The organism is Polaromonas sp. YR568, assembly GCF_900116715.1.
GTDB lineage: Bacteria > Pseudomonadota > Gammaproteobacteria > Burkholderiales > Burkholderiaceae_C > Polaromonas.
The window spans coordinates 1-26,973 of sequence record NZ_FPBM01000006.1 but is presented as its reverse complement, the minus strand read 5'-3'; the positions used below and the strand labels follow the sequence as shown (position 1 = coordinate 26,973).

The window sequence follows — 26,973 nt, the reverse complement described above, 5'->3', positions numbered from 1 at the left end:
TCGCTACACTCGTCAGCACACATGAGCATCAGCCAGGTCCAGATCGCCCAGCAGGTCGTCGAGTCCATCCTCGCGCAAAAACTCGCGCCCGGCGAGCGCCTGGGCGAGCAGGAACTGGCCGAGCTCTTCGGCGTCAGCCGCACGCTGGTGCGTGAGGCGCTGATGCAGCTGCAGGCGCGCGGTTTTGTCGAGGTGCGCACCCGCAAGGGCTGGTATGTGGTGGAGCCCTCGGTTGAAGAGGCGCGCGACGCCTTCTCGGCCCGGCGCATCATCGAAAGCGGCATCATCCGCGAAGCTGGCCGCCCATTGCAATCGGTGCTGCGCAAGCTGCGCGACCACATTGCCCAGGAAGAGCAGGCCATTGAAGAAGCCGACGCCGCCACCCGGGCTTTTTTGCTGGCCGACTTCCACGTCTGCCTGGCGGAATGCCTGGGCCAGCGGCTGCTGTGCGACGTGCTGCGCGACCTGACCGCGCGCACCACCCTGGCCGCCTCGCTTTACCAGTCCAAACACGACGCGGGACAGTCCTGCGCCGAACACGCGGGCATTGTGACCGCGCTCGAAAACGGTGAGCTGGATCTGGCCCGTGAACGCATGCTCGACCACATCGGCAGCGTGGAAGACGCACTGGGCTCGTCGGCGCCGGATGCCGCGCCCGGCGCCGAACGTCTGCGGGCGGCGCTGACACAGCTGGCGCCCCTGCGTAAAGCCGGCTAAAACACCCTCTTCGCAGGGCGCCCGGCCCCCTGGGCTTAGTGGTAATCACGGACGCAAAAAACCGGCCATAGCGCCGAACACGGCGTGACTTCGCCGAAAATAACCCCATGCCGTGCGCAAAGGGTGTTGGCTCCCCACTCTCACCCCTCCATCCCGAATAACAGGCGCGGCACTGTTTTTGCTACTCCCCAAGACCGCTCTTCGCCCCGTGCCTGGTGGGCCGGCAAGCGACGGACCTCTTTTCCTTCAGGATCTCCCATGACACGCCACTTCACACGTCTCCTCAAAGCCACCGGCCTGCTGGCTGCCACGGCCGCCTTCACTTTGGCCCATGCGCAAAACACGCCCATCAAGTTCCAGCTCGACTGGCGCTTTGAAGGCCCTTCCGCCCTCTTTTTGACGCCGGTGGCCAAGGGCTACTTCAAGGCCAACAAGCTGGACGTGACGGTGGACGCCGGCAACGGCTCCGGCGGCGCGGTCACGCGGGTGGCCTCGGGCACCTACGACATGGGCTTTGCCGACCTGGCCTCGGTGATGGAGTTCCACGCCAACAACCCCGACGCGCCCAACAAGCCCGTGGCCGTGATGATGGTCTACAACAACACACCCGCCTCCGTCATGGCGCTTAAAAAGTCGGGCATCAAAACCCCGGCCGACCTGAACGGCAAAAAGATGGGCGCCCCGGTGTTTGACGCCGGCCGCCGCGCCTTCCCGATTTTTGCCAAGGCCAACAACATCACCGGCTTTCAATGGACAGCCATGGACCCACCGCTGCGCGAAACCATGCTGGCCCGCGGCGATGTGGACGCGATCACCGGCTTCACCTTCACCTCGCTGCTCAACCTGGAGGCGCGCGGCGTGAAAGCCGAAGACGTGGTGGTGCTGCCTTATGCCGACTTCGGCGTGAAGCACTATGGCAACGTCGTCATCGCCTCGCCCAAACTCATCAAGGAAAACCCGGCGGCGATCAAGGCGTTCTTGCAGGCCTTCTCCAAAGGTGTGAAGGACGTGGTGGCCGACCCGGCTGCCGCCATCGAGTTTGTGAAAGCGCGCGACGGCATCATCAATGTGCCGCTGGAAGTACGCCGCCTGCGCCTGGCCATAGACACCGTCATCAACAGCCCCGACGCGCGCGCGGAAGGTTTCGGCCAAGTCAAGGCGCCGCGCCTTTCGCTGATGGCCTCGCAGGTGTCGGACGCCTTCGGCACCAAGACCCGCGTCAACCCTGACGTGGTGTGGAACGGCTCTTTCCTGCCGACAGCGGCTGAACTCAACGTCTTGCCAGCACCCAAGAAATAAACATGACCCTGGCTACCGCCAACGACCATCATTTCGTCGATTTCAAGGACGTCTGGCTCGCCTATAACGACGAGCTGCTCGCGCGCAAACAATTCTCGGTCGAAGCCATTGACCTGCAGGTACGGCAAGGCGAGTTCATCGCCATCGTCGGGCCCTCAGGTTGCGGCAAGTCCACCTTCATGAAGCTGGCGACCGGGCTGAAGATGCCCTCGGCCGGCCGCATCCTGATCGACGGCAAACCGGTGACCGGCCCGCTCAAGATCTCGGGCATGGCCTTCCAGGCGCCGTCGCTGCTGCCCTGGCGCACCACGGTGGGCAATGTACTGTTGCCGCTGGAGATCGTCGAGCCCTACCGCAGCCAGTTCAAGGCCAGGCGCAAGGAGTTTGAAGAACGCGCGCGCCGGCTGCTGCAAAAAGTGGGCCTGGCGGGTTATGAAGACAAATTCCCCTGGCAGCTTTCAGGCGGCATGCAGCAGCGTGCCAGCATCTGCCGCGCACTCATCCACGAGCCCAAGATGCTGTTGCTGGACGAGCCTTTCGGCGCGCTCGACGCCTTCACGCGCGAGGAGCTCTGGTGCATCCTGCGCGACCTCTGGACCGAGCAGCGGTTTAACGTGATTCTGGTGACGCACGATTTGCGCGAATCGGTCTTTCTGGCCGACACGGTGTATGTGATGAGCAAAAGCCCGGGCCGCTTTGTGGTGCGGCGCGAGATCGAGTTGCCCCGCCCGCGCGACCTGGAAGTGACCTACACCCGTGAGTTCAGCGACATCGTGCACGAGCTGCGCGGCCACATCGGCGCGGTGCGCGGCGGAGCGAGCGCATGAACCTGCAGAGCAAACAACTCGAACGCTGGGCGCCGTGGCTGCTGCTGGCCGCCGTGGTGGCGCTGTGGCAGGCGGTGTGCGCCGGCTTCTCGGTGCCCGAGTTCATCTTCCCGGCGCCGCTGGCGATTGCCCAGGCCATGCACGAATTCGCAGGCCCGATTGCAGAAGCCGCCTGGAAAACCTTCTGGGTCACCATGGTTGGTTTTGGCCTGTCCATCGTGGTCGGTGTGCTGCTGGGCTTCTTGGTCGGCTCATCACGGTTGGCCTACGCGGCCGTCTACCCACTGCTGGTGGCTTTCAACGCCGTGCCCAAGGCAGCGATTGTTCCCATCCTCATCGTCTGGTTCGGCATCGGCGTCGGCCCCGGCATCCTCACCGCTTTCCTGATCTCGTTTTTCCCCATCACCGTGAACATGGCCACCGGCCTGGCCACGCTGGAGCCCGAGCTTGAAGACGTGCTGCGCGTGCTGGGCGCCAAACGCTGGGACGTGCTGGTCAAGGTCGGCCTGCCCCGCTCCATGCCTTACTTCTTTGCCTCGCTCAAGGTCGCGATCACGCTGGCCTTTGTGGGCACGGTGCTGGCCGAAATGACGGCGGGTGATTCCGGCATTGGCTACCTCATGCAAAGCGCGGGCTCGCAGCAACGTCTGGCGCTGGCCTTTGCCGGGCTGGTGGTGATAGGCGCGATGGCCATGGCAATGTATGAGCTCTTCAGCTATGTCGAAAAGCACACCACGGCCTGGGCGCACCGCGGCTCGCAAAACGGCTGAAAAGCCGCACAATCAACCCATGACAGACACCCGAAACGCCGCCCGCCCCGCAGGGGTGACCATTCGCCAGCTGCGCGCCTTTGTGGCGGTGGCAGAGGACGAAAGCGTCACACGCGCTGCGCAGCGCCTGCACATCACGCCCTCGGCGCTGTCCATGCTGATCAGCACACTGGAAGGCGAGCTGGCCGTGCGGCTGTTCGAGCGCACCACACGGCGCATCTCGCTGACCGACGCCGGGCTGGAGCTGCTGCCGTCTATCCGCAAGGTCTTTGACAACCTCGACCAGGCCTTTGACGGGCTGCGCCAGCTTTCAGACCGGCGCAGCGGCCGCTTTGCCGTGGCGACCTCACCCCTGCTGGCCGCCACCTTGCTGCCGCCGTTGCTGGCGGGCTTTCGTGCGCGCTTTCCCAGCATTCGTGTCGACCTGTTTGATTTGCCGGTGGACGAGATCGCCCAGGCGGTGCGCAGCGGCCAGGCGGATTTCGGTGTGTGCACGGCCGACACCGACATCCCCGACCTCGTCGCCACCACGCTCTACCAGGACAGACTGATGCTGGCCTGCCAGCTCAGCCACCCGCTGGCCGAGCGGCGCGAAGTACGCTGGGCCGAACTCGCAGGCGAGCCGCTGGCGGTGCTGCGCCACGGCAGCGGCCTGCGCAAGCTGGTGGAAAAAGGTTTTGCCGACATGGGCGAGCCGGTGCAGCCCGCCTTTGAGGTAGCGCATGTGACGACGGCTGTGGGTTTGGTGGAGGCCGGGTTGGCGTTGTCCATCCTGCCTTCTTATGCGCTGTCGAGTGCGCGGTCGCCTGGGGTGGTTGCTGTACCGCTGACGGCGCCTGTGATGGAGCGCAACATCGTCGCGTTGACGGATGGGCAGCGGCAGTTGTCTGCGCCTTGTGAAGCGTTTTTGGCTCACTTCAAGAGTGAGGTTACGGTGCTGGCTGCGGCCAGGGTGGTGAAGAAAGTTAAGAGGAAAACTGCGGGTTGAAGTATTTGAGCTGGGTGTTGCTCAGGGCTTGTGATTTTTGCTTAGGCTGCTGGCCGGGAGTGGCCCGGCGGCCAGTAACTTTCTTTTGCTTCGCCAAAAGAAAGTCACCAAAGGTCACGTAGTGGGGATTCGCTCACTTCGCGAAGCGAAGTTACGCGAATACCAAAAGGCGACCCGCAGTCTGGGTCCCTACGCTTCGCTACGGGCAACCTGCGGTGCTCGAGCCAAGCGGGGTCAAAAACAACTCGCTTCGCTCAAACAAGTTTTTGCCCTGATCCGCTTGTCTCTGCGCTCCTCGGCCCAGCCAGGACGGGGCAATCGGGAACGGGGACAAATACAAAGACAAATACCAACAAGGACTCGCCATGGCGAGTCCTTGTTTCTTCTGGTATTCGGTATTGGTATTCGGCTGTTTGGTATTTCCTCTCCCCACCCCTTCTGTATGCGCCGAGGAGCGGAGGTCCAGACGGATCAGGGCAAAAACTTGTCTGAGCCGAAGGCGAGTTGTTTTTGACCCCGTCTGGACCGAGCACCGCAGGTTGCCCGCAGCGCAGCGGAGGGACGCAGACAGTAGGGTCGCCTTTCTTTTGCTTACTTTTCTTTGGCGAAGCAAAGAAAAGTGAGTCGCATGCCGGGCGACCCCGGCCAGCAGCTCTCAGCAGAGATATCTCACCCCAAACGTCAAACCGGCTTGAACAGACCCCAGGTAGCCCGGGTCAAAGCCGAATCCGGATTCATCCAATCCGTAATCACATCAAAGTGATTCCGCCCAGCCACATCCAGATAACTAACCTCGCACCCCAGCCGGCGGCAAGCCTCGGCATACATCAACGACTGCCGTTTGAACTCATCCGTATCAATCCCGGCCACAGCAATACACAACTTCACACTGGGCAATGGCAACGATTCCATAGGGCTGAGCGCCAAAGCCTCAGCCTCACTAAGCCCCAGCCACTGGTTGGGTGTGGTCTGCTGCACAGGCGCAAGGTCAAAAAGCCCGCTTACCAGCGCAGCACCCTTCACCACATCAGGCGGCAAACCCAACTCAGCCTGCCAGCCTTGTGAAATCAACATGCCGCCCAGGTGCCCGCCAGCGGAGCTGCCGGCCACGACGATGCGGTTCACATCCACACCGTGCGCCGCGCCATTGCGGTACAGCCAGGCCACGCTGCGCCGGCATTGCGCAGTGATTTCACCCAGGCTGGCTTCAGGCGACAGGGTGTAGTTGATCACCGCCACCGCGATGCCACGCTCCGTGAAAGCCTTCGCCATAAAAGCCGAGTCTTCCCGGCCCAGCGAGCGCCAGTAACCGCCGTGCACAAACACAAAAAGCGGCGCATCCTTCTTGCCCGGCACGGGGAACAAATCCAGCACCTCGTCGGCATGCTCGCCATAGCGCGCGCCCTTCACATGCGGCAGCGCATACAGGGGCGTTGAAAGGTCGCGGTAGTCCTTGATGAAAACCTCCGCATCGGGCACGGTGCCGCGTGCGCTGTACTGGCGTGCCAGTTCGGCGGCATCCATGCGGCGCCAGTCTTCCCGTGTTGTCAAAAAATCAGACACCTAGCGTCTCCTGCAATACGTCGCGGTTGGCCAGCAGGCTGGGCGAACTGCCGCTCCAGACGGTGCGGCCTTTTTCAAGGATGAAATGGGTATCGGCAATGCGCAGCAGCGGGCCAATGTTTTTGTCGATCACCAGCACCGAGAGGCCGGTGTTCTTGAGCGTCTGCAGGCAGTCCCAGATCTCGCCGCGCACGATGGGTGCCAGGCCTTCGGTGGCTTCGTCCAGCACCAGCAGGCGCGGGTTGGTCATCAGCGCGCGGCCAATCGCCAGCATCTGCTGCTCACCGCCCGAGAGGTTCAGGCCCAGGTTGCCGGCGCGCTCTTTAAGGCGCGGGAAGAGCTTGTACACGCGCTCCAGCGTCCACGGGTCTTTGTGCTGCAGGCGGTTGTGCGCGGTGGCCACCAGGTTTTCCATGACCGTTAGGTTAGGGAACACCTGGCGCTGCTCGGGCACCAGGCCCAAGCCCAGCCGGGCGATCTTGTAAGAGGGCCAGCGCGAGACATCTTGCCCGGCAAACTGCACACGGCCGCTGCGCGCGCTCATGATGCCGGTGGCGGTGCGTACCGTGGTGGTTTTGCCCATGCCGTTGCGCCCCAGCAGGGTAACGAACTCGCCTTCGGCCACGCTGAGCGCCGCGCCGAACAGGGCTTGCGCGTCGCCGTAGCAGACTTCGATGTCGCTGATTTCAAGCAGATTGGTTTTCATACCGGCAGCACCTCGTCGCCCAGGTAGGCGGTGCGGACTTCTTCGTTGGCGCGAATTTCTTCAGGCGTGCCGCTGGCGATGATGCGGCCATAGACCAGCACCGAGATGCGGTCCGCCAGCGCAAACACCGCGTCCATGTCGTGCTCCACCAGCAGCATGGTGTAGCGCCCCTTGAGGCTTTGCAGCAGTTGCACCACCTTGCCGGACTCCTGGTGGCTCATGCCGGCCATGGGCTCGTCCAGCAGCAGCAAGCGGGGTTGCGCGACCAGCACCATGGCCAGCTCCAGCTGGCGGCGCTCGCCATGCGCCAGCTCGGACACCGGTGTGCGTGCGCGATGCGTGAGGCCGGCCTGCTCAATCGCCAGAAGGGCCGGCTCCACCAGTTCGGGCTGGCGCAGCATGGGTTTCCAGAAGCCGAAGCTGTGGCCGCAGTGCGCCTGCATGGCCAGCGCCACGTTTTCCAGCACGCTGAACTCGGGGAAGACCGAGGTGATCTGGTAAGACCGAGCCAGGCCGCGCAGCGCGCGCTGTGCCGGCTTGAGCGTGGTGATATCAACGCCATCAAAGGTGACGCTGCCGGTGTCGGCCGGAAACTCGCCGCCCAGTTGGCCGATCAGCGTGGTTTTTCCCGCGCCGTTGGGGCCGATGATGGCGTGCAGCTCGCCCGCAGCCAGCGAGAGCGAGACATGGTCGGTGGCCAGCAAGCCGCCGTAGCGCTTCACGAGCTGGTTGATTTGCAGGGTGCCGCTCATGGCTGGCCCTCCACGCCCTTGGGCAAGGCAGCCATGCGCTTGCGTTCGCGCCAGGCATCCCAGTCCAGCAAATAGCCGTAGACACCGCGCCGCGCCGTCAGCACCACCAGCACGATAAGCGGGCCGAGGATCATCATCCAGTGGTCGGTCAGCGCCTTGAGCAGCTCTTCGCTGATCAGCAGCACCAGTGCCCCGGCCAGCGGGCCAAACACCGTGCCCATGCCGCCCAGCACCACCATGACGATCAGCTCGCCGGACACTGTCCAGGCCAGGTAGGCGGGTGAGGCAAAGCCGGTGAGGTTGGCATACAGCAGCCCGGCCAGCCCGCACAGCATGCTGGACAGCACATAAGCCGACAACCGGTAACGCAGCGTGTGAAAGCCCATGGCCTTCATGCGCCGCTCGTTGACGCGGCAGCCGCGCAGCACCATGCCAAAGCGCGCCTCCACCAGGCGGTGCGTAAAGAACAGCGCCGCCAGCACCAGCACCAGCGCCACGTAATACAGCGTGACCGGTGAGCCCAGGCTGAACAAGCCAAAGTCGCTGCGCGCCGAGATCGACAAACCGTCATCGCCGCCGTATTGCTTCAGGCTCACAAAGAGGTAATAAAACATCTGCGCAAAGGCCAGCGTGATCATGATGAAGGCGATGCCGGTGGTTCGCAGGGAGATCACGCCGGTCAGCAACCCAACGGCGCCGCACACGGCCAGCGTGACGCCCAATTGCACCCAGCCGTTGGTGACTTCATGCTGCGCAAGCAATCCCACCGCATACGCACCCAGCCCCATGTAGAGCGCATGGCCAAAGCTCACCATGCCGCCATAACCCAGAATTAAATTGAGACTGATGGCCGCCAGCGAAAACACCAGCACACGGGCCATAAAGGTCAGCGCAAACGGCTCACCCGCCCAACTGGCATACAGCGGCACCAGCAGCAGCAGTGCCACCACCACGGCGGCAAAGCCCAGTGAAATCTTGTTACGCATCATCATTGGTTCTTCACCGGGAAAAGGCCTTGCGGCTTCAGGGCCAGCACGGCGGCCATGAAGATGCAGATCAGCATAGAGGCCAGCGCCGGGCCGGCGGCCTGCGCGGTGCTGCGGTCCAGAAACTCCCGCAGGATCATGGGCAAAAAGGCGCGGCCCGCCGTGTCGATGACGCCGACGATTAGCGCCGAATAAAACGCACCGCGCACCGAGCCAATGCCGCCGATCACGATGACGATCATGGCGGTGATCAGGATGGGCTCGCCCATGCCGGGTTGCACCGACAGGATGGGCCCGCTCATCAGCCCCGCCACGCCGGCCAGCGCGGCGCCCAGGGCAAAGATGGCAGCGTTGAGCAGCTTGATATTGACACCCAGCGCGGCCACGATGGTGGGGTTGCTGGAGCCCGCGCGTATCAGCATGCCCACGCGGGTCTTGTTGATCAGCAGGTAGCAACCCAGCGCCACCAGCAGGCCGACCACGATGATGGCGAAGCGGTAGGCCGAGTAGGAAATGCCCAGCAGGTTGATGGTGCCCGACAGCGCCTGGGGCACGTTCATGTAATAAGGCGATGCACCCCACACGGTGCGCGCCAGCTCGTTGAAAAACAGGATCAGGCCGAAGGTGGCCAGCACATGGTCCAGGTGGTCGCGTGCATAGAGCCGCGCGGCCACGATGCGCTCAATCGCAAAGCCCAGCGCCGCGCTGCCCACAATGCCGACCAGCGCCGCGATGATGAAGGAATCGGTGCGCGCGTAAGCCGCTGCCGCAAAGTAAGCGCCCATCATGTAGAGGCTGCCGTGCGCCAGGTTGACGAAGTTCATGATGCCGAAGACGAGCGTGAGCCCCGCCGACAGCATGAACAGCAGCACACCCAGCTGCAGGCCGTTGAGCATCTGGATGAGAAAAAGCGAAAGGCTCATGAAGGTGAAGAAAAGGGAAGAGAGGAGGTTCGAATGGATTTAAAAAAGGGCCTGGACGGCAAACCGGCCAGGCCCGTGTGCATTCAACCGTTTACTTCAGCGCGCACTCTTTGTAGTACGCATCGGCATGGTCTTTCAGCACCACACCCTTGTTCACAAACGCCGCCTGGCCCGAAGCGTCTTTGGCCACGTCCACCCGGTAGAAGTTGCGGATAGGGAACTGGTTGGTGTTGAACTTGAAGGGCCCGGCCACCGACTTGAACTCGGCTGACTTCAGCGCGGCGCGCAGTGCGTCCTTGTTGTCGGCCTTGCCACCGGTCTTCACCAGTGCAGCGTTGATCAGCATGGCGGCGTCGTAGCTCTGCGCTGCATAGAGCGACGGCGAGCGGTTGTACTTCTTCTTGAAGTCATCGACAAACTTCTTGTTCTGCGGGTTGTCGATGTCGGGGCTGTAAGGCGAGCCCGTCACCACGCCCAGCGCGATGTCTTTGAGCGCCGGCAGCGTCGTGCCGTCCACCGTTGAGGTCGAGAGCAGCGGCACCTTGCCCAGCAGGCCGGCCTGCTGGTATTGCTTGACGAAGTTCACGCCCATGCCGCCTGGGTAGAACACATACACCGCGTCAGGTTTGGCGGCCTGCAGCTGGGCGATCTCGGCGGAATAGTCGGGCTGGTTGACCTGGGTGTAGACCTCGTCGAGCACCTGGCCCTTGAAGAAGCGCTTGAAACCCGAGATGGCGTCCTTGCCGGCCTGGTAGTTGGGCGCGAGCATGTAGACTTTTTTGTAGCCGGCGTCATTGGCGTACTGGCCCATGGACTCATGCAGCGAGTCGTTGTTCCAGGAAGTCGAGAAGAACAGCGGGCTGCAGCCCTTGCCCGTCAGCGGCGTGGGGCCGGCATTGGAGCCGACCAGCAGCACGCCGGCGTCGGTGATGGGTTTGTGCACGGCCATCATCACGTTGGAGAAGGTCACGCCGGTGATGATGTTGACCTTGTCTTTTTCAATCAGCTTTTGCGCCATCTGCACGCCCAGGTCGGGCTTGAGCTGGTCGTCTTCCTTGATGACTTGCACCGTGGCGCCACCGAGCTTGCCGCCCAGGTGCTCCACACCCAGCATGAAGGCGTCGTACTGGTCTTGCCCCAGGGCGCCCGCGGGGCCCGACAAGGTTCCCAGAAAGCCGATCTTGACTGATTGCGCCTGGGCCGCCAGGCTGCACGCCGCCAGACCGAGCACCACCACCATGTTGTTCAACTTGAGTTTCATAAACACCTTCCTTGCTAAAAAATGGACCCGTCACCAAAAACCAGGATTCAAACCGGACGCAAAATCAGCACGCATAATTCATGCCTAATTAGTTTAGATATAAACTTAATTCCGTCAATACCCCAAAACCCGCTCTTCAAACCCCTGTTACCCCTGCTCCTGCGCGCGCATCGCATGCCAGGCCTGCCAGTCGCGCCCGGGGTGCACGGTTCCACACGAGGGGCAGGTACGCAAATTCGGTGCCGATTCGTAGAAGTTGCCGTAGACCTTGGGCAGGTCTTCCACAATGCTTTGCAGCTGCAGTTCGCTGCGGTGCACCAAACCGCCGCAATGGGCGCAATACCACTCAAAGGCATCAATCATCCCGGCCGGGCGGGTGCGCTCGATGACGGTGCACAGGCTCTCCGGATCGGGGCGCTGCGGTGAGTGGCGCACATGAGCCGGCAGCAAAAACACATCACCCTCATGCAGATCGACACGCTCGAACTTGCCGCGGTCGGCAATCAGCAAATGGGCGCTGCCCTTGAACTGGTGGAAATACTCCTCGAACGGGTCGTCATGAAAGTCGGTGCGCTGGTTGGGCCCGCCCACCACCGTGACGATGAGGTCGGTGTCGCGCCAGATCTGCTGGTTGCCCACGGGGGGTTTCAGCAGATGCCGGTGCTCGTCTATCCACTTCGGGAAATTGATCGGTTTCAACATGGGTTGGCTCCTTGTCTTGTCAGTTGTCTTGCCGGTTGTCTCTGGATTCTGGCGTCACATCACCACAGTGGCGGTCTGGTTGAGGATGCAGCGCACCACACTGTGCGCCGTCATCACAGAAGTGCGCGGGTTGTCCGGGTCGGGCCGGCCCACCAGGCGCGTAGCCATGCTGCCGCCTTCACCTTCGGCCTCGATTTCATGCACATTGCCTTCGGCGCCGGGGTCGGCCATGAGTTCCACCTGCGTGCGGTCAAAGCCCAGCGTGGCCAGCGCCACCGTGGCCGCCACATTGGCATTGCGCGGGTACATCAGGGCCGCTTCGCGCGCCGAGCCGCGGAAAAACGTGGTCGCGTCTTTGAGCGATGGCAGGTCAAGCAGCTTCTCAGCCGCACTGCCGGCCCAGGCCTGTGGCGGCTTGCGCGAGCGGTAGGTGACGCGGCTCAAGCCCGCAGTGCGGGCAGCGGCCAGCCAGTCAATACCGCCTATCGCGCCGCTGGGCAGGATGAGGCGTTTGCCGGCGCTGCGGGCAGCGGCCACCAGCGATTGCTCGCGCGCCGCATCGGCCAGTGCGCCAACCGACACCAGCAGCAAATCAAGGCCGGCCTTGAGCGTGGCAACGGCATGGTCGTCCACCGCCTGGTGCCCGGCGCACTCCACCACCAGCACCGGGCGCCGCGCGACCAGTTCCGCGTGGCTGTTCACCAGCAAGGGCTCAGCCTCCGGCGATTGCGCCAGCACGCGTTCCCGGTCACGCGCGAGGATGGCGACCACCACGGCCTGCCCTTCGCCATGGGCCTGCAGCAGGCGGTGAACCGCCCGGCCGATCGCGCCGTAGCCAATCAATGCAATTGCCTGTGTCATATCGCGCGGTACGGTCAAGAAAGGCGCAGGCCGCTGCGGGCCAGCGCGTCGCGCGTGGCCGCCTTTTCGGCTTCGGTTAGGTTCAGCAGCGGGCGCCGCACCGGTCCGCCAACCTGGCCGAGCAGCTCCATCCAGTATTTGGTGTAGGCCTGCGGCGTACCGCTGGGCCGGGCCGAGCGAAAGGCCGCGCGGGCCGGCTCCAGGCTGTCGCGCACCGCGCGGGCCTCGGCGTGTTTGCCTTCAAAAGCCAGGCGGGTGTATTCATTGATGCGCTGGTCCACGGCGGTTTGCAAGAGGAAAGGCGGTGTCGAGCAGAGGTACAGGCGCCAGCCCAGCTCGATGATGTTGTCCAGCCACTCTTCTTCAGACGCGGTGCTGACGAGGATCTTGTCGCCGGCCAGCTCGGTGAGTTTTTTGTACATGGCGCGGTCCACGCTGTACTTCATCGCGACGATGTTGGGCAGCTCGGCGATGCGCGCGCACAGCTCGGGGCTCATGATGTAGCCGCAGTCCGGGTGGTTCCACAGCGCGATGCCGATGTCCAGCTGCTCGCTCAGGTGGCGGTAGTACTCGTACACGGTGGCTTCGGCATTGTGATGAAAGTGCAGCACCGGGCTGTGCACCACGATGTAGTCGGCGCCTATGTTTTGCGAATGCCGGGCCAGGTCCAGCACCACGTCAAGGTTGGTGTCCGAGCAGGACGTCACCACGCCGCAATGGCCGAAAGCGCCTTCCACCGCCAGCTCGAAGGTGCGCTTGCGTTCGGGCACCGACATCGAGAAAAACTCGCCCTGCTTGCCGTTGACAAAGAGGCCGCCCAGCTTGAGCGTCTGCGCCCAATGCCGCAGGTTCTTGCGAAAGCCGTCTTCGTCCAGCGACAGGTCTTCCTTGAAGGGTGTGGCCGTGGCGGCCCAGACGCCGCGGAAATTCTGGCGGGCGTAGTCTTTGGCTTCGTATTTGCGGTATTTCATGGTTTGTTTTCAAAAAAATCAGAATGGCTGTATGCCTCGCCGGCGACCGGCGGAATTCATGGACAGGGCTCTTCACAAGGCATGTAACAGGTGGATTAGAGCCGCCACCCGCTCCGGCAACAAGCGACTTTTATTGAAGGATTCTTCAGCTCTGCTTGAGAGTGCGCGGCTGGATGAAGGCCTCTGTCAGTTCAACAACTGGCCTGCCCGGTCAATGATGCCAATTTGTACAAATTTGCTGCCCGAACGCGTCGCGGCGTCAAACTGGACCTGCAGGTCGCCCGCGTCGTAGGGCGCCAGGCTCTCCAGCGCTCGGCGCAGCTTGACACGGTCAACGTCGGCGCCGGCCCTGCGCAGCGCCTCGGTGGCGACTTTGGCATTGAGGTAACCCTCCATGCTGCCAAAGCTGGGCTCCATCTTTCGGGCCTCCAGTTGCGCCATGTATTCGCGCGCCAGGCGGAATTTCCGGTTGCCGTAAGGCGGCACAACCTGGGTGAACATCAGCCCCCGGCCCTGGGGGCCCAGTCTTTCAAGGTTTTCCGGCGTCAGCGCCACCGAGATGCCATAAACCGGCGCCTGCATGCCGGCTTCACGCAGCGCCAGCACCACGTCGGGAAAGGTGGCGGGCAAGTAGACGAGCACGGCATCCGGCTTGGAATCTGCCACGGCCTTCACCGCGGCGGCTACGTCCTTGGTGCGAAAGTCGGCCACTTTGCCGACCGCATGCGGCTTGAGCTGGTGGGTGGCCAGCGCTTTTTCAAACGCCGCCATGCCGGGTTTGCCGAACGGGTCTTCCGAATGGATGATGGCCAGGCGCTTCATGCCCAGGGTCTGGCTGTGGTCGGCGATGCGCTGGACTTCCTCCGCATAGGTTGCGCGCAGAAACCAGGTGTTGGCCATGGCCGCGGTGCGTATGCCGGCCGTGCCCGTGAGGGGAAACAGCACCGGCACATCACCGGCCTCCTTGGCCACGCGCACGGTGGTGGTTGTACCCAAAGGGGTGATCAGGGCCAGCAAGCCGGGTGTGTCGCGCAGCTGCGCAACGTTGGCCCCCGCCTTGTCGACGTTGTAGGCATCGTCCAATGTTTGCAGCTTGATCTTGCGGCCATTGACGCCGCCTGCGGCATTGACGCTGTCGAAATACAGGTTCATGCCGCGCACCACCTCCCGGCCGAGCTTGGCTTCAGGCCCCGAAAGATCGATGGATTGACCCAGCAGGATATCGGGCTGGCCGGCCCTGGTTTGCGCCTGCGAGAGCGGCATGCACAAAGCCAGCACGGCGATCGCAAGCAAAGAATCCAGAAGGCGGCGGGACGGCGGTTTGAGTGCGGCAGTAGTCATGGCGGGTGGGTTCGGGTTCATCGGAGAACCGATTACAGCCCTGCCCCCATCCCGTCACAAGCGACTTTTTCTGAACGATTGTTCAGCCGCCATTGACAGTAACAACGCCGCAAATCGACCGGTATTGCGGTGAAAAGCACTTTTGTTACAGTGCGGATACCAAGACAACACAAGGAGGGAAACCACGTGTCCACTATCACCGCCCAACGCCCCACCGGGGCATTCATCGCCGTCTCGTGGATCGCCCTGCTGCTGGGCGGCCTGGTCTTCTCCGTCGGCCTGTGGAACGCGAACATGCAGGCCAGCGAGAAAGGCTATTACTTCATCCTGCTCATGTACGGCCTCTTTTCCGCCATCTCGCTGCAAAAGTCCGTCCGCGACCGCATGGAATCCATCCCCGTCACCGCCATCTACTACGGCCTCTGCTGGGTCTCCGTATCCATCGTCTTGCTGCTGCTGTTGATCGGTCTGTGGAATGCGGCGCTGCCGTACACAGAAAAAGGCTTCTACGCAATGGCATTCCTGCTCAGCCTTTTTGGTGCCGTAGCCGTCCAGAAAAATGTGCGCGACATCCAGGCCCTCGACAGGCGCTCGTCGTCACCCGACACAGTGACCGGCAACTCGTAAGACCTGGCTCAAACCGGCAAGCCCAGCATTTGCCGAAAAAACAAGGACTCGCCAAGAGGAGTCCTTGTTGTATTGGGGTTTGGTATTTGTCTTCGATCCCCGCTCCCGATTGCCCCTTCTGTCTGCGCCGAGGAGCACAGGGCCAGACGGATCAGGGCAAAAACTTGTTTGAGCAAAGCGAGTTGTTTTTGACCCCGTCTGGACCGAGCACCGCAGGCTGCCCGTAGCGAAGCGAAGGGACGCAGACAGCAGGGTCGCCTTTTCTTTGCTTACTTTCTTTTGGCGAAGCAAAAGAAAGTGAGTCGCCGCCGGGCGACCCCGGCCAGCCACCCGCAACAAAAAGCGCACAGGCCGGAGCAAGACCCGGCCTAAAGAAACCGCTCCAACAACCGCCGGGAAGCCCGATCCAAAGCAGTCATATCCCGCACGCTGTACTGCACCCCCTGGCTACCAGCAATCAGCAACCCCACCCGCCCAAGCCGGCGAATATCTTCCTCACCGCGAAGGATGAAAGAAGTCTCCCCACGATCGGTCTCCACAGTCCACACACTGGGCGTGCCGAAGCTGGACACACTCTTGAGCCGCGTAACTTCAGGCACAAAATCCCGCAGCGCAAGCTCTTCCTGCAGCAAGGTCCGCGCCGCGTCAGGCACGGCCTGAAGCTGGTCTATCCAGGCGACTTCATGGCCTTCGGTATTGACCAGTGAAACGCCTTCGTCGGGCGCGGCGATGGGAAAGGCCCGCACCGGCACCACGCCGGCATGCACCTGGCCACCCGCATCGGTAAACACCAGGCGGCCCGAAGCGTCGCGCGCCAGGTCAATGCTTGAGAGAGAAGAAATAGCTGTCATTTGAAGTCCTGCGCTCACGCGTTGCCCGCGTGCTGGGCGGTGTGGGCCAGTTGCGAGGTGGCCAGCGCGATGCGGCGCTCCTCGGCTTCCTGGCCACCCTCTTCGTTGTCGACCTGGCGCGCCTGGGCTTCATAGAGCCGCCAATACGCGCCCTGCTGGGCCATCAGCTCGTCATGCGGGCCCACTTCAACCACCTGGCCGCGGTCCATCACCACCAGGCGATCGGCCTTGCGCAGGGTGGAAAGGCGGTGGGCAATCGCAATCGTGGTACGGCCTTTCACCAGATTGTCGAGCGCGCGCTGGATTTCCTTTTCGGTCTCGGTGTCCACCGACGAGGTGGCTTCGTCCAGGATCAGGATGCGCGGGTCGATCAGCAGCGCGCGTGCGATCGAGATGCGCTGGCGCTCGCCGCCCGACAGGCCCTGGCCGCGCTCGCCCACCAGCGAGTCATAACCCTGAGGCAGGCGCAGGATGAATTCATGCGCGTGGGCGGCGCGCGCGGCCGCCACGATCTCGGCGCGCGTGGCGCCGGGCTTGCCGTAGGCGATGTTCTCGGCAATCGTGCCGAAGAAGAGGAAAGGTTCCTGCAACACCAGGCCGATGTGGCGGCGGTAATCGGCCACGCCAAAGCGGCGGATGTCGGTGCCGTCCACGCTGATGGAGCCGTCGCTCACGTCGTAAAAGCGGCAGATCAGATTCACCAGCGTGCTCTTGCCCGAGCCGCTGTGACCCACCAGGCCTATCATTTCGCCGGGCTGTATCTGCAAGTCCAGCCCGCGTATCACCGAGCGGTTGCCATAACGGAAACCCAGGTTCTTCATGTCGATGCGGCCTTCGAGCGCTTCAATCTTCACCGGGTTGGCGGTTTCGGGCACGTTGGAGACGTGGTCCAGGATGTCAAAGATGCGCTTGGCGCCGGCGGCGGCCTTTTGCGTGACCGAGACGATGCGGCTCATGGAATCGAGCCGGCCATAAAAACGGCCGATGTAGGCAATAAAAGCCGTCAGCACGCCCACGGTGATCTGCTGGCGCGAGACCAGCCAGATGCCGAATGCCCATACCACCAGCAGGCCCACTTCCGTCAGCAACGAGACGGTGGGCGTGAACAGCGACCAGGTCTTGTTGAGCTTGTCGTTGACGACCAGGTTGTACTGGTTGACTTCGCGAAAACGCTGGGCTTCGCGCTTTTCCTGGGCAAAGGCTTTCACCACGCGGATGCCGGGGATGGTGTCGGCCAGCACATTGGTCACGTCCGACCAGACGCGGTCTATCTTTTCAAAACCGGTGCGCAGCTTGTCGCGCACCACGTGGATCATCCAGGCGATAAAAGGCAGGGGCAGCAAGGTCACCACCGCCAGCCAGGGGTTGATGGAAAACAGGATGACCGCGGTCATCACGATCATCAGCACATCGGTGGCGAAGTCCAGCGCATGCAGCGACAAAAACACGCAGATGCGGTCGGTTTCAGAGCCGATGCGCGACATCAGGTCGCCGGTGCGCTTGCCGCCGAAGTAGTCCAGCGACAGCTCCAGCAGGTGGTCGAAGGTGGCGGTGCGCAGGTCGGCGCCTATGCGTTCGGACACCAGGGCCAGCAAATAGGTGCGCGCCCAGTTCAGCGCCCAGCCCAGCAAGGCCGCGCCCAGCAGGCCGCCCAGCAATGCGCCGACCTTCCAGGGCTCAATCTGCTGGCCGTTCTGGAACGGAATCAGGATGTCGTCCATCAGCGGAATGGTGAGGTAGGGCGGCACCAGCGTGGCCGCCGTGGAGGCCAAAGTCAGTAGAAACCCGGCCAGCAACTGGTGGCGGTAGGGGTGGGCAAAACGCCAGAGCCGCAGCAGCACCCAGGTGGAAGGCGGGGTGTGCAGCTCGCGGGCGCAGGCCGGGCATTCCTCGCTGTCGGGCGGCAGCGGCAGGTCGCAGTCGGGGCACAGCGCCGTGTCGTCGGGCAACAGGGCCTCGGCCCCGGCCACGCCCTGGGCTTGGCCCTGCATTTGGTGCTGGGCAAACAGGCGCACCAGGCGCAGCGCCTGCACATTGGCGCCCAGGGTAAACCGCCATCCGGCCAGCCGGCGGCCGGCCTCGTGCAGCTCCAGCGTACCGACGCCGGCATGGTCGAAATGGCGCAGCGACAGGCCCGCCAGCGGGGCGCCGGCCAGGTCAACTGTGGGCCAGCGCGTCCATTGGCCGGCCGGGTCGCGGGCCAACAGCTGGCGGTCGGTCAGGGCCAGCAGGCCCTGGGCAAAACGAAGTTGGCTGTCCAGGTCAACCGTAAGCGTACATAGAACGTTTTCTCCGGTTGCAAGTTGTGAGCGAAGCCCCGCCAAAGCGGGGTCGGTAAGGCTGGAGTCGTCTGCCGGGTGTTTGTGTTGCATTGTGTTGGTGAATTCTTGGCGTCCCGCATCTGGCGCGGCTGGGTTTTCGCAGGTCTTGGTCGTCGCGCGTGGGGAACCCGAACAGGGGATTTTCGCCGAATGCGGCCAGGAACGACAGAGTTTGACCTTTCGACCCCTGAAATTGGCGAAACCGGCGGTATCGGCCCCTTGGGCGACGGGCCCGTTCGCAATAAGAACAAATACATAACGAGACACAACGGGGATCCACCGGAGCCTTCACAGGCCCCACACTGAAATTCATCGGCCGGGCGGCCAGGTCTTGCACCGACGGGTGCGGCCGCCTGCCCAGCCGACCATGTTGCGAACAATGAGCCTACAGGACGACATCAAGCTTCTGCGCATCAACTACCTGCGCGGACCCAACATCTGGACGTACCGGGCCGTGCTTGAGGTCTGGCTGGACCTCGGCAAGCTCGAAGACTTTCCCTCCAACCTGCTCCCCGGCTTCAACGACCGCCTGGTCGCCCTGCTGCCCGCCCTGGTCGAACACCACTGCGGCGTCGGCGAGCGCGGCGGTTTCATCCAGCGCCTGCTGGAAGGCACCTGGTCGGGCCACGTGCTCGAGCACGTGGTGATCGAGCTGCTCAACCTCTCCGACATGCCCACCGGCTTCGGCCAGACGCGCAGCACCTCCAGGCGCGGCGTCTACCGCATGGTGTTCCGCGCGCGCGACGAGCAGGTCGCCCGCACCGCGCTGGCCGAGGGCCACCAGCTGTTGATGGCCGCCATCAACGGCACGCCTTACGGTCAGGCCGACGTACAGGCCTCGGTTGAAAAAATCCGCGCCAAGATCGACGACTGCTACCTCGGGCCCAGCACGGCGTCCATCGTGGCCGCGGCGACCGATCGCCGCATTCCCCACATCCGCCTGAACGACGGCAACCTGGTGCAACTGGGCTACGGCGCCAGCCAGCGCCGCATCTGGACGGCCGAAACCGACCTCACCAGCGCGATTGCCGAAGGCATTGCCCACGACAAGGACCTGACCAAAAGCCTGCTGGCCACCTGCGGCGTGCCAGTGCCCGAAGGCGAAATCGCCAATACGGCAGATGAAGCCTGGGAAGCGGCCGAAGATATCGGCCTGCCGGTGGTCGTCAAGCCTTCTGACGGCAACCACGGCCGCGGCGTTTCGCTGGACCTGAAAACACGCGAAGAAGTGCATGCCGCGTTTGAAATGGCGGCACGGCACGGCAGCGAGGTCATGGTCGAGCGCTTTGTGCGCGGCCACGAGCACCGCCTGCTGGTGGTGGGCGGCCGTGTGGTGGCCGCCGCACGCGGCGAAACCGCCTGCGTCACCGGCGATGGTGTCTCCACCGTCACCCAGCTGGTCGATGCCCAACTCAACACCGACCCACGCCGCGGCAATGGCGAAGACTTTCCGCTGGGCCGCATCGAAACCGCCGAAGACGGCGCCGTGGTGCTGGATCTGCAGCGCCAGGGCCTGACCCCCGACGCCGTACCGGCCGCCGGGCGCGAAGTGCTGATCCAGCGCAACGGCAACGTAGCCATTGACTGCACCGACCAGGTTCACCCCGAGGTCGACCACATCGTGTCGCTGGCCGCGCGCGTGGTGGGCCTCGATATCGCCGGTGTCGACGTGGTAGCGCAAGACATCTCGCGCCCGCTGCACGAGCAAGGCGGCGCGATTGTTGAAGTCAACGCCGGCCCGGGCCTGCTGATGCACCTCAAGCCCGCCGAAGGCGCGCCACGCCCCGTGGGCCGCGCCATCTGCGACCACCTCTTTCCCGCAACAAACGACGACGGCCGCACCCAGGATGGCCGCATCCCCATCGTCGGAATCGCCGGCTCCACCGGCAACGAGCGCGTGGCGCGGCTGGTGGCCTGGCTGCTGCACCTGTCGGGCCGGCACACCGGCCTGGCCTGCCAGGCCGGCCTTTTTCTGGACCAGCGCTGCGTGGACGCGGCCGACTGCACGAACTGGGAAGCCGGCCAGCGCCTGCTCATCAACCGCGCCGTGCAGGCCGCCGTTTTTGAAAACAGCGCCGACACGATTCTGCGCAGCGGCCTGCCCTACGACAAATGCCAGGTGGGTGTGGTCACCGACCTGGACGGCGCAGACAAGCTGGCCGAATTCGACATCACCGAAGACGACCAGATGTACAAGGTCATGCGCTCACAGGTCGACGTGGTGCTGCCCAGCGGCGCGGCTGTGCTCAACGCCGGCGACGCACGCATTGTGGAGATGGAAGAACTCTGCGACGGCGAAGTCATCTTCTACAGCACAGACCCCAAAACCCCCGCCATCGCGGCGCACTGCGCCAAGGGCGGCCGCGCGCTCTACATCCGGCAAAACCAGGTGGTGCTGGCCACCGGCGCCAGCGAAGCCTTTTTGCCCGGCCTGGGCAAGCTCACTGCCTGGCGTGAACGCCGCGGCCTGACGGAAGGCGCGCTGCTGGCCGCCGTGGGCGCCGCCTGGGCGCTGGGCATCCCTTTGAACTTGATAGGCGCCGGCATGGAAGCCTTTGAAACCACCCCTAAGAACGCCGGGAGTGCCGAATAATGGAAGTGTCCCGTATCCGTGCTCTGCGCGGTCCCAATCTCTGGAGCCGCCACACGGCCCTTGAAGCCATCGTGGCCTGCACCCCGGTCGAATGCAACATCGCCGGCCTGCCCGGTTTCGAGCCGCGCGTGCGCTCGCTGTTCCCCGAGATGGGCGCCTTCCGGCAAACCGGCCACGCAGGCCCCGTCTCACTCGCCCATGTGCTTGAAGCCGCCGCGCTGGCGCTGCAAACTGCTGCCGGTTGCCCCATCACCTTCAGCCACACCGCCTCTACCGTCGAGGCAGGCACCTACCAGGTAGTGGTCGAGTACAGCGAAGAAACCGTAGGCCGGCTGGCCTTCGAGCTGGCCCAGGCCCTGATCCACGCCGCGCTGCGCGACACCGCTTTTGATCTGGACGCCGCGATTGCGCAGCTGCGCGACCTTGATGAAGACGAGCGCCTGGGCCCTAGCACCGGCGCGATTGTCGACGCCGCTGTGGCGCGCGGCATTCCCTACCGCCGCCTGACCAAGGGCAGCATGGTGCAGTTCGGTTGGGGCTCCAAACAACGCCGCATCCAGGCCGCCGAGCTCGACGCCACCAGTGCCGTGGCCGAGTCCATCGCACAAGACAAAGATCTCACCAAAAAGCTGCTGCGCGCCGCCGGCGTGCCTGTGCCGCTGGGCCGCCCGGTGACAGACCCGGACGATGGCTGGGCCGCAGCTCTGGAAGTGGGTTTGCCAGCGGTCGTGAAACCACTGGACGGTAACCAGGGCAAGGGCGTCACCGTCAACATCATGACGCGCGAGCACCTGAACGTCGCCTACAAAGCCGCCGCCGAATACGGCGACGTCATGGTCGAAAAATTCCTGCCCGGCAGCGACTTCCGCCTGCTGGTGGTGGGCAACAAGCTGGTGGCCGCCTCGCGGCGCGAGCCGCCGCAGGTGGTGGGCGACGGCCTGCACACCGTGCGTGAGCTGGTCGACATCGTCAACCAGGACCCCAAACGCGGCGAAGGCCATGCCACCTCGCTCACCAAGATCCGCTTTGACGACATCGCCGTGGCGCGGCTGGAAGTGCAGGAGCTCACGCCCGACTCCATTCCCGCCAAGGGCCGCCGCGTCATCCTGCGCAACAACGCCAACCTCAGCACCGGCGGCACCGCCACCGACGTGACCGACGACGTGCACCCTGCCGTGGCCGCGCGCGCCGTGGCGGCCGCGCAAATGGTCGGCCTGCATATCTGCGGCGTCGACGTGGTGTGCGAGAGCATGCTGCGCCCGCTCGAGTCGCAAAGCGGCGGCGTCGTTGAAGTCAACGCCGCGCCCGGCCTTCGCATGCACCTGTCACCTTCGTATGGCAAAGGCCGTGCCGTGGGCGTGGCGACGATCGACGAGCTCTTCGCCCCCGGCGACAACGGCCGCGTGCCGGTGATCGCCGTGACCGGCACCAACGGCAAAACCACCACCACCCGCCTGATCGCCCACCTGATGGCCGCCGACGGCCTGCGCACCGGCATGACCAACACCGACGGCGTCTACATCAACGGCCGGCAAACCGACAGCGGCGACTGCAGCGGCCCCAAGAGCGCGCGCAATGTGCTGATGCACCCCGACGTCGACGCGGCCGTGTTCGAGATCGCCCGCGGCGGCGTGCTACGCGAAGGCCTGGGCTTTGACCGCTGCGAAGTCGCCGTCGTCACCAACATCGGCAGCGGCGATCACCTGGGCCTGAACTACATCACCACGGTGGAAGACCTCGCCGTGCTCAAGCGCGTGATCGTGCAGAACGTCTCGACCACCGGCTACGCGGTGCTCAATGCCGCCGACCCCATCGTGGCCGACATGGCCGCCACCTGCCCCGGCAAGGTGATCTATTTCGCTGCCGACCGGCACCACCCGCTCATGGCCACGCACCGCGCGCAAGGCAAGCGCACGGTGTATGTCGACGGCGCCATGCTGGTCGCCGCCGAAGGTGCGTGGGTCGAGCGCATTCCGCTGCAAGGTGTGCCTGTCACGCGCGGCGGCACCATCAGCTTCCAGGTTGAAAACGTCATGGCCGCCGTGGCCGCCGCCTGGGGCGCAGGCCTCAACTGGGACACCATCAAGCGCGGCCTCTCCAGCTTTGTGAACGACGCGCACAACGCGCCCGGCCGCTTCAACGTCATGGACTACAAGGGCGCCACCGTGATCGCCGACTACGGCCACAACCCCGACGCCATGCGCGCCTTGGTGTCCGCCGTGGACGCCATGCCCGCCACGCCCGGCCAGCGCCGCAGCGTGGTCATCAGCGGCGCCGGCGACCGCCGCGACAGCGACATCCGCGACCAGACAATCATCCTGGGCGGCGCATTCGACGACGTCATCCTCTACCAGGACGCCGCCCAGCGTGGCCGTGCTGATGGTGAAGTGATGGCGCTGCTGCGCGAAGGCCTCGACAAAGCCCGCCGCACAAAACAGATCGACGAGATACGCGGCGAATTCCTGGCCATCGACACCGCGCTCTCACGCCTGTCGCCTGGTGATCTTTGCCTGATCCTGGTTGATCAGGTGCAGGAGGCGCTGGATCATTTGGCGGCGCGGGTGAAGGACGCCAAAGAGAAGGTTGTGCACTGAGCAGGTGACGGGACCAAGTTCAGCCTGCGCCAGCTTACGGTTGAAAACCAAATTCAGCGCGCCTTAAGGTTTTACACGGTCACTCGACACCCATTCCTCGAAGTATTCCCGCTGCTGCTTGACAGTTGCGGGGATGACATCCGGCCCTTCTGAAAAGATGTCCACCAGATCCGCGGTTGTGACGTGCTTTCCGGCTTGCATCTTGTAAGCCACCTTCCCGCCTGCCATGCTTCTGGCCATGCCTGACGGATAGACATTCAAGCTCGCGCCGTAACAAAAAAGCAAAAGGCCCTCCGCCTCAAGCTGAAGCCGGATCGCACAAAGCGCTTCAAAGAAGTCCTCGGCACTGGCCGTGGACTCCCGATTTCGCCAAACAAGCTTCAAGTTGCAGTTGTCACCAATCTCGTCTTCAACCAATGTTGCGCGCTCATCGTCCGTGCCGCCAATGAGAAAAATCGAATACGTTTCCATATCAACCCAACGAGAAGCTCATCGGTGACTGAGCCGGGAACCCAGGCTTGCCCGCCACGCTCATGCCTTAAACTCTCGTACAACCTCAATGAGACCCACAATGTTCTCATTGAGCGCTTCAAGCTCCTCCGCAGGAACCCACCACTCCGTATGGTGCGCCCCGCCCACTTTCTCGATCTTGTAGCGCGCCATGAACTCGCTCCGCACCTCGAACCGGGTCACACAGCCGTAGCCGCTGGCGGGAACATTCCAGTCTCTGGCGATCTCGACCGCGTACTGTTCGTTTGTCACAGGGTAGAAGATCGGCTGCTCCGGCAATCGCGGCGGCCACTTCTTGTAGCCACTCCGCTTCACAAGCTCAAGCTCTTCCGGGCCGGTTGGACGAAATAGTGTGATCGTTTCCTTCATCTTCAAGATTGTGCCACCCGGGGTTTGCGCAGAATGGCCGCGCAAGCCTGGTTCGCGGGAAAGGCCTAGCTAGAGACATTTACCTCCCCGTCCCAGTTCCAGGCACGCTCTGACATATCCGCTCCAAATACCTTACGGAGATATTCCATCGATGAATGCAGCTGACTTTTGTCACACCAACCGTAGCTATGCACTTTTCCTTGAGCATCATATGAGATCGTCGCGGCGACTTCTCCGTCCAAAAATCTTGAGACTTCTCTGAAACCGTCGTGAACGATACGACGCTTGAGTTTCAGACGAGTGAGCGATTCATGGTGGTAGCGAGTCGCCGAAAAATGAGTGTGCGAAATTCTGCAACTCAACGTCACCTCAGTCGGTTGAACGGATACCCACAACGCATCAATCTCGGGGCACGGTGATTGCCACTTGAAGTACAGCACGCCGTAGTTACTCCGCCCAAATTCCGTTGGCATGCGCGATAGCCTGCTCACCGCTTTAGCGGCCAGGCGTTCGGTAATAGAGCGAAGCGGTTCCATGATCAGAAGGTAACGTTGAAGATCCGCGATCATATTGGAGGGGCTTGGACACTTACAAAATCGCAGCCCCTACAGCACTATGCAGCGCGACAATGTTCCGACGACTACACCACCCATTAGCACCTCACGTTAAACTCGCCGAATGACCTGGACCGCGACCCTCGCACTCGACTACACCCTCCAGGCCGGCAAGACCCTTGCCCACTTTCGCCATAGCGGGCCGCTGCGCATCCTGCAAAGCCTCTACCCTGAAGGCGACGCCATCTGCCACAACGTCATCGTGCACCCGCCCGGCGGGCTGGTCGGTGGCGACACGCTGGAGCTGGCCTTTAGCGCTGCCGCCGGCTCGCACGGCCTGATCACAACGCCGGGCGCCACTCGCTTTTACCGCTCGACCGGCGAGCCAGCCCTGCAAAACACCCGCCTCACATTAGAAGCCGGCGCGCGCATGGAATGGTTGCCGCTTGAAGCGATTTGCTACAGCGGCTGCCTGGCCGAAAACCGACTCACCATGACGCTGGCGCCGGGCGCGGAGCTGATTGGCTGGGACATCACCGCGCTGGGTTTGCCGGCCGCCGGCCAGCCTTTTAAGGGCGGCAGTTTCCGCCAGCACATAGAAATGCCCGGCGTATGGCTGGAGCGCGCCCAGCTGGCCGCCGGCGACACCCTGCTGATGGACAGCCCGCTGGGCATGGCGGGCCACCGCTGCATCGCGTCGCTGTTTTTTGTGACGGGCAGCAAGCTCGAGCGCAACCGCAGGCAACTGGCGCTGGACTGCGCACGCGAAGTGATGGGCGCCCACAGCCTGAGCCCCACGGCCGGCGCGACCAGCCCGGATGCACAGGTCGTCGTCGTGCGGGTGCTGTCGCCTGTGGTCGAGCCGGCCATGGCATTGCTGCGGCAGGTCTGGCAGGCCTGGCGCAAAGAGCTGTGGCAGCTCGCGCCCTCCACGCCGCGGCTCTGGTCGACATGAATGTCTGATCTGAACGCAATGGATATTCATCCAGTACGCCTTCTATCCCCAGCGTAGCCTGAGGCGGGACCATACCCGTGAAAGACCTGTCCTACAGGCTAATGGGCATTGGGCACGGCCCGTCCGGAGTATTTCCTTTCATGTCGGTCTTAAGCCCCGGGCCAGACTCCATTCATCGACATACGTCGAGTTCGATCAAGGAGTTTGACCATGATTTCAGCCCACAATTTCCGCCTTGCCAAAAGCGCAGCGTTTTTCGGTATTGCCGCCTTGCTGTCTGTAGCCGCCACGGCCCAGATCGCCGCCGGCACCACCGGCATTGACGCCACCGGCAATGCCAAAAGCGAAATGAATGCCTGCCTGACAGGCCGCACCCAGCAAGACCGCGATACCTGCATGACCGAAGTCAAAAACGCCAACGCCGCCAAACGCGCCGGCCAGGTAGACAACGCCAATGGCGAATTCGCCGCCAACGCCTTGAAGCGTTGCGATGTCTTCAAGGGCGAAGAACAGGTTGCCTGCCAGGCCCGCATCGTGGGTTATGGCAAGACCGAAGGCAGCGTTGCCGGTGGCGGCGCGATCCGCCAGGTAGAAACAGTTGTTGTGCCGCCAGGCGCCACCACGGTGCGCGTGCAGCCGCAGACCTCGTCAGACATTGTGGTGATCCCCGCACCGCAATAACAGTTGCCACTCGCTCCGCCGGGGTTTGATGAATTCACCGGATGAAGCAGAAGCAAAGGTGGGCCGCTTGCGGCCCACTTCTTTTGTGGGCCGCAACATCGGGCTTGTTTAGGCCGGTCTTGTTCGGCCTTTGCGCTTTTTGCTGGGAGCAGCTGGCCGGGGGTTGCCCGGCATGCAACTCACTTTCTTTTGCTTCGCCAAAAGAAAGTAAGCAAAGAAAAGGCGACCCTACTGTCTGCGTCCCCTGCGCT

At 63.3% G+C, this 26,973-nt stretch carries 25 protein-coding genes and 1 pseudogene; 10 read left to right on the top strand and 16 right to left on the bottom strand.

What is annotated here, in order from left to right:
- The first annotated feature begins 21 nt into the window (after nucleotides 1-21).
- The 5 genes from BM408_RS13745 (at nucleotide 22) to BM408_RS13725 (ending at nucleotide 4,601) form a co-directional block, all read left to right on the top strand.
- A complete protein-coding gene (locus BM408_RS13745) occupies nucleotides 22-717 on the top strand; it encodes a GntR family transcriptional regulator (RefSeq protein WP_092130441.1) in 696 nt (231 codons plus the stop codon).
- A 258-nt stretch (nucleotides 718-975) separates the two neighbouring features.
- Nucleotides 976-2,016, top strand: a complete 1,041-nt coding sequence (locus BM408_RS13740; RefSeq protein ID WP_092130440.1) for an ABC transporter substrate-binding protein — start codon at nucleotides 976-978, stop codon at nucleotides 2,014-2,016.
- Nucleotides 2,017-2,018: 2 nt separating this feature from the next.
- Nucleotides 2,019-2,843, top strand: a complete 825-nt coding sequence (locus BM408_RS13735) for an ABC transporter ATP-binding protein (RefSeq protein ID WP_092130439.1) — start codon at nucleotides 2,019-2,021, stop codon at nucleotides 2,841-2,843.
- Nucleotides 2,840-3,613, top strand: coding sequence for an ABC transporter permease (locus BM408_RS13730; protein ID WP_092130438.1), 774 nt, complete (start codon nucleotides 2,840-2,842; stop codon nucleotides 3,611-3,613). The genes BM408_RS13735 and BM408_RS13730 overlap by 4 nt, the downstream gene beginning before the upstream one ends.
- A gap of 19 nt (nucleotides 3,614-3,632) precedes the next feature.
- Nucleotides 3,633-4,601 (top strand): LysR family transcriptional regulator, encoded by a 969-nt coding sequence (locus BM408_RS13725; RefSeq protein ID WP_175541792.1) that lies wholly within the window; start codon nucleotides 3,633-3,635, stop codon nucleotides 4,599-4,601.
- Nucleotides 4,602-5,282: 681 nt separating this feature from the next.
- On the opposite strand, the gene BM408_RS13715 is transcribed toward BM408_RS13725, so the two are convergent.
- From BM408_RS13715 to BM408_RS13670, 10 genes are all read right to left on the bottom strand, one after another.
- Complete coding sequence (locus BM408_RS13715; protein ID WP_092130436.1) at nucleotides 5,283-6,164, bottom strand: alpha/beta hydrolase; 882 nt, start codon at nucleotides 6,162-6,164, stop codon at nucleotides 5,283-5,285.
- A complete protein-coding gene (locus tag BM408_RS13710; protein ID WP_092130435.1) occupies nucleotides 6,157-6,870 on the bottom strand; it encodes an ABC transporter ATP-binding protein in 714 nt (237 codons plus the stop codon). The genes BM408_RS13715 and BM408_RS13710 overlap by 8 nt, the downstream gene beginning before the upstream one ends.
- A complete protein-coding gene (locus BM408_RS13705; protein WP_092130434.1) occupies nucleotides 6,867-7,622 on the bottom strand; it encodes an ABC transporter ATP-binding protein in 756 nt (251 codons plus the stop codon). Before BM408_RS13705 ends, BM408_RS13710 begins: the two co-directional genes overlap by 4 nt.
- Nucleotides 7,619-8,614, bottom strand: a complete 996-nt coding sequence (locus tag BM408_RS13700) for a branched-chain amino acid ABC transporter permease (protein WP_254774812.1) — start codon at nucleotides 8,612-8,614, stop codon at nucleotides 7,619-7,621. Before BM408_RS13700 ends, BM408_RS13705 begins: the two co-directional genes overlap by 4 nt.
- Nucleotides 8,611-9,531: a branched-chain amino acid ABC transporter permease gene (locus BM408_RS13695; protein WP_092130432.1), complete on the bottom strand. Its 921-nt coding sequence runs from the start codon at nucleotides 9,529-9,531 to the stop codon at nucleotides 8,611-8,613. Before BM408_RS13695 ends, BM408_RS13700 begins: the two co-directional genes overlap by 4 nt.
- A 91-nt stretch (nucleotides 9,532-9,622) precedes the next feature.
- The gene (locus tag BM408_RS13690) at nucleotides 9,623-10,792 is read right to left on the bottom strand and encodes an ABC transporter substrate-binding protein (protein WP_175541791.1); all 1,170 of its coding nucleotides are present in this window, start codon (nucleotides 10,790-10,792) and stop codon (nucleotides 9,623-9,625) included.
- Nucleotides 10,793-10,939: 147 nt separating this feature from the next.
- A complete protein-coding gene (locus tag BM408_RS13685; protein WP_092130431.1) occupies nucleotides 10,940-11,494 on the bottom strand; it encodes a 3-hydroxyanthranilate 3,4-dioxygenase in 555 nt (184 codons plus the stop codon).
- Nucleotides 11,495-11,548: 54 nt separating this feature from the next.
- Nucleotides 11,549-12,355 carry an aspartate dehydrogenase gene (locus tag BM408_RS13680; RefSeq protein ID WP_092130430.1) on the bottom strand — a complete coding sequence of 269 codons (807 nt, stop codon included), beginning with the start codon at nucleotides 12,353-12,355 and terminating at the stop codon, nucleotides 11,549-11,551.
- A gap of 14 nt (nucleotides 12,356-12,369) precedes the next feature.
- The gene (locus BM408_RS13675; RefSeq protein ID WP_092130429.1) at nucleotides 12,370-13,326 is read right to left on the bottom strand and encodes a dihydrodipicolinate synthase family protein; all 957 of its coding nucleotides are present in this window, start codon (nucleotides 13,324-13,326) and stop codon (nucleotides 12,370-12,372) included.
- A 186-nt stretch (nucleotides 13,327-13,512) separates the two neighbouring features.
- Complete coding sequence (locus BM408_RS13670; protein WP_175541790.1) at nucleotides 13,513-14,667, bottom strand: ABC transporter substrate-binding protein; 1,155 nt, start codon at nucleotides 14,665-14,667, stop codon at nucleotides 13,513-13,515.
- A gap of 186 nt (nucleotides 14,668-14,853) precedes the next feature.
- On the opposite strand from BM408_RS13670, the gene yiaA reads away from it, so the two are divergent.
- Nucleotides 14,854-15,294 (top strand): inner membrane protein YiaA, encoded by a 441-nt coding sequence (gene yiaA / locus BM408_RS13665; protein ID WP_092130427.1) that lies wholly within the window; start codon nucleotides 14,854-14,856, stop codon nucleotides 15,292-15,294.
- A 368-nt stretch (nucleotides 15,295-15,662) separates the two neighbouring features.
- On the opposite strand, the gene BM408_RS13655 is transcribed toward yiaA, so the two are convergent.
- Both BM408_RS13655 and BM408_RS13650 read right to left on the bottom strand, forming a co-directional pair.
- A complete protein-coding gene (locus tag BM408_RS13655; RefSeq protein ID WP_092130426.1) occupies nucleotides 15,663-16,145 on the bottom strand; it encodes a cyanophycin metabolism-associated DUF1854 family protein in 483 nt (160 codons plus the stop codon).
- 14 nt (nucleotides 16,146-16,159) lie between these two features.
- A complete protein-coding gene (locus BM408_RS13650) occupies nucleotides 16,160-18,517 on the bottom strand; it encodes a cyanophycin metabolism-associated ABC transporter (protein WP_092130425.1) in 2,358 nt (785 codons plus the stop codon).
- A 328-nt stretch (nucleotides 18,518-18,845) separates the two neighbouring features.
- Here BM408_RS13650 and cphA (BM408_RS13645) point away from each other — a divergent pair, with 328 nt between their 5' ends.
- Nucleotides 18,846-21,059, top strand: coding sequence for a cyanophycin synthetase (gene cphA / locus BM408_RS13645; protein WP_092130424.1), 2,214 nt, complete (start codon nucleotides 18,846-18,848; stop codon nucleotides 21,057-21,059).
- Complete coding sequence (cphA, locus tag BM408_RS13640; RefSeq protein WP_092130423.1) at nucleotides 21,059-23,653, top strand: cyanophycin synthetase; 2,595 nt, start codon at nucleotides 21,059-21,061, stop codon at nucleotides 23,651-23,653. The genes cphA (BM408_RS13645) and cphA (BM408_RS13640) overlap by 1 nt, the downstream gene beginning before the upstream one ends.
- Nucleotides 23,654-23,716: 63 nt before the next feature.
- Here cphA (BM408_RS13640) and BM408_RS13635 read toward each other — a convergent pair whose 3' ends face one another.
- Genes BM408_RS13635 through BM408_RS22745 form a run of 3 tightly spaced genes read right to left on the bottom strand, consistent with a single transcriptional unit; the run spans nucleotide 23,717 to nucleotide 25,101 of the window.
- Nucleotides 23,717-24,124 carry a hypothetical protein gene (locus BM408_RS13635; protein WP_092130422.1) on the bottom strand — a complete coding sequence of 136 codons (408 nt, stop codon included), beginning with the start codon at nucleotides 24,122-24,124 and terminating at the stop codon, nucleotides 23,717-23,719.
- Nucleotides 24,125-24,184: 60 nt separating this feature from the next.
- Nucleotides 24,185-24,538: a hypothetical protein gene (locus BM408_RS13630; RefSeq protein WP_217649430.1), complete on the bottom strand. Its 354-nt coding sequence runs from the start codon at nucleotides 24,536-24,538 to the stop codon at nucleotides 24,185-24,187.
- Between the two features lie 59 nt (nucleotides 24,539-24,597).
- Complete coding sequence (locus BM408_RS22745; protein WP_139237346.1) at nucleotides 24,598-25,101, bottom strand: hypothetical protein; 504 nt, start codon at nucleotides 25,099-25,101, stop codon at nucleotides 24,598-24,600.
- Between the two features lie 109 nt (nucleotides 25,102-25,210).
- On the opposite strand from BM408_RS22745, the gene BM408_RS13625 reads away from it, so the two are divergent.
- Entirely contained in the window at nucleotides 25,211-26,041 is an 831-nt protein-coding gene (locus tag BM408_RS13625) for an urease accessory protein UreD (RefSeq protein WP_092130420.1), read from the top strand.
- Between the two features lie 210 nt (nucleotides 26,042-26,251).
- Nucleotides 26,252-26,722 carry a hypothetical protein gene (locus BM408_RS13620; protein WP_092130419.1) on the top strand — a complete coding sequence of 157 codons (471 nt, stop codon included), beginning with the start codon at nucleotides 26,252-26,254 and terminating at the stop codon, nucleotides 26,720-26,722.
- A gap of 34 nt (nucleotides 26,723-26,756) precedes the next feature.
- Here the strand turns inward: BM408_RS13620 and BM408_RS23055 are convergent.
- A pseudogene (locus tag BM408_RS23055) lies at nucleotides 26,757-26,973 on the bottom strand (hypothetical protein); the annotation flags it as partial.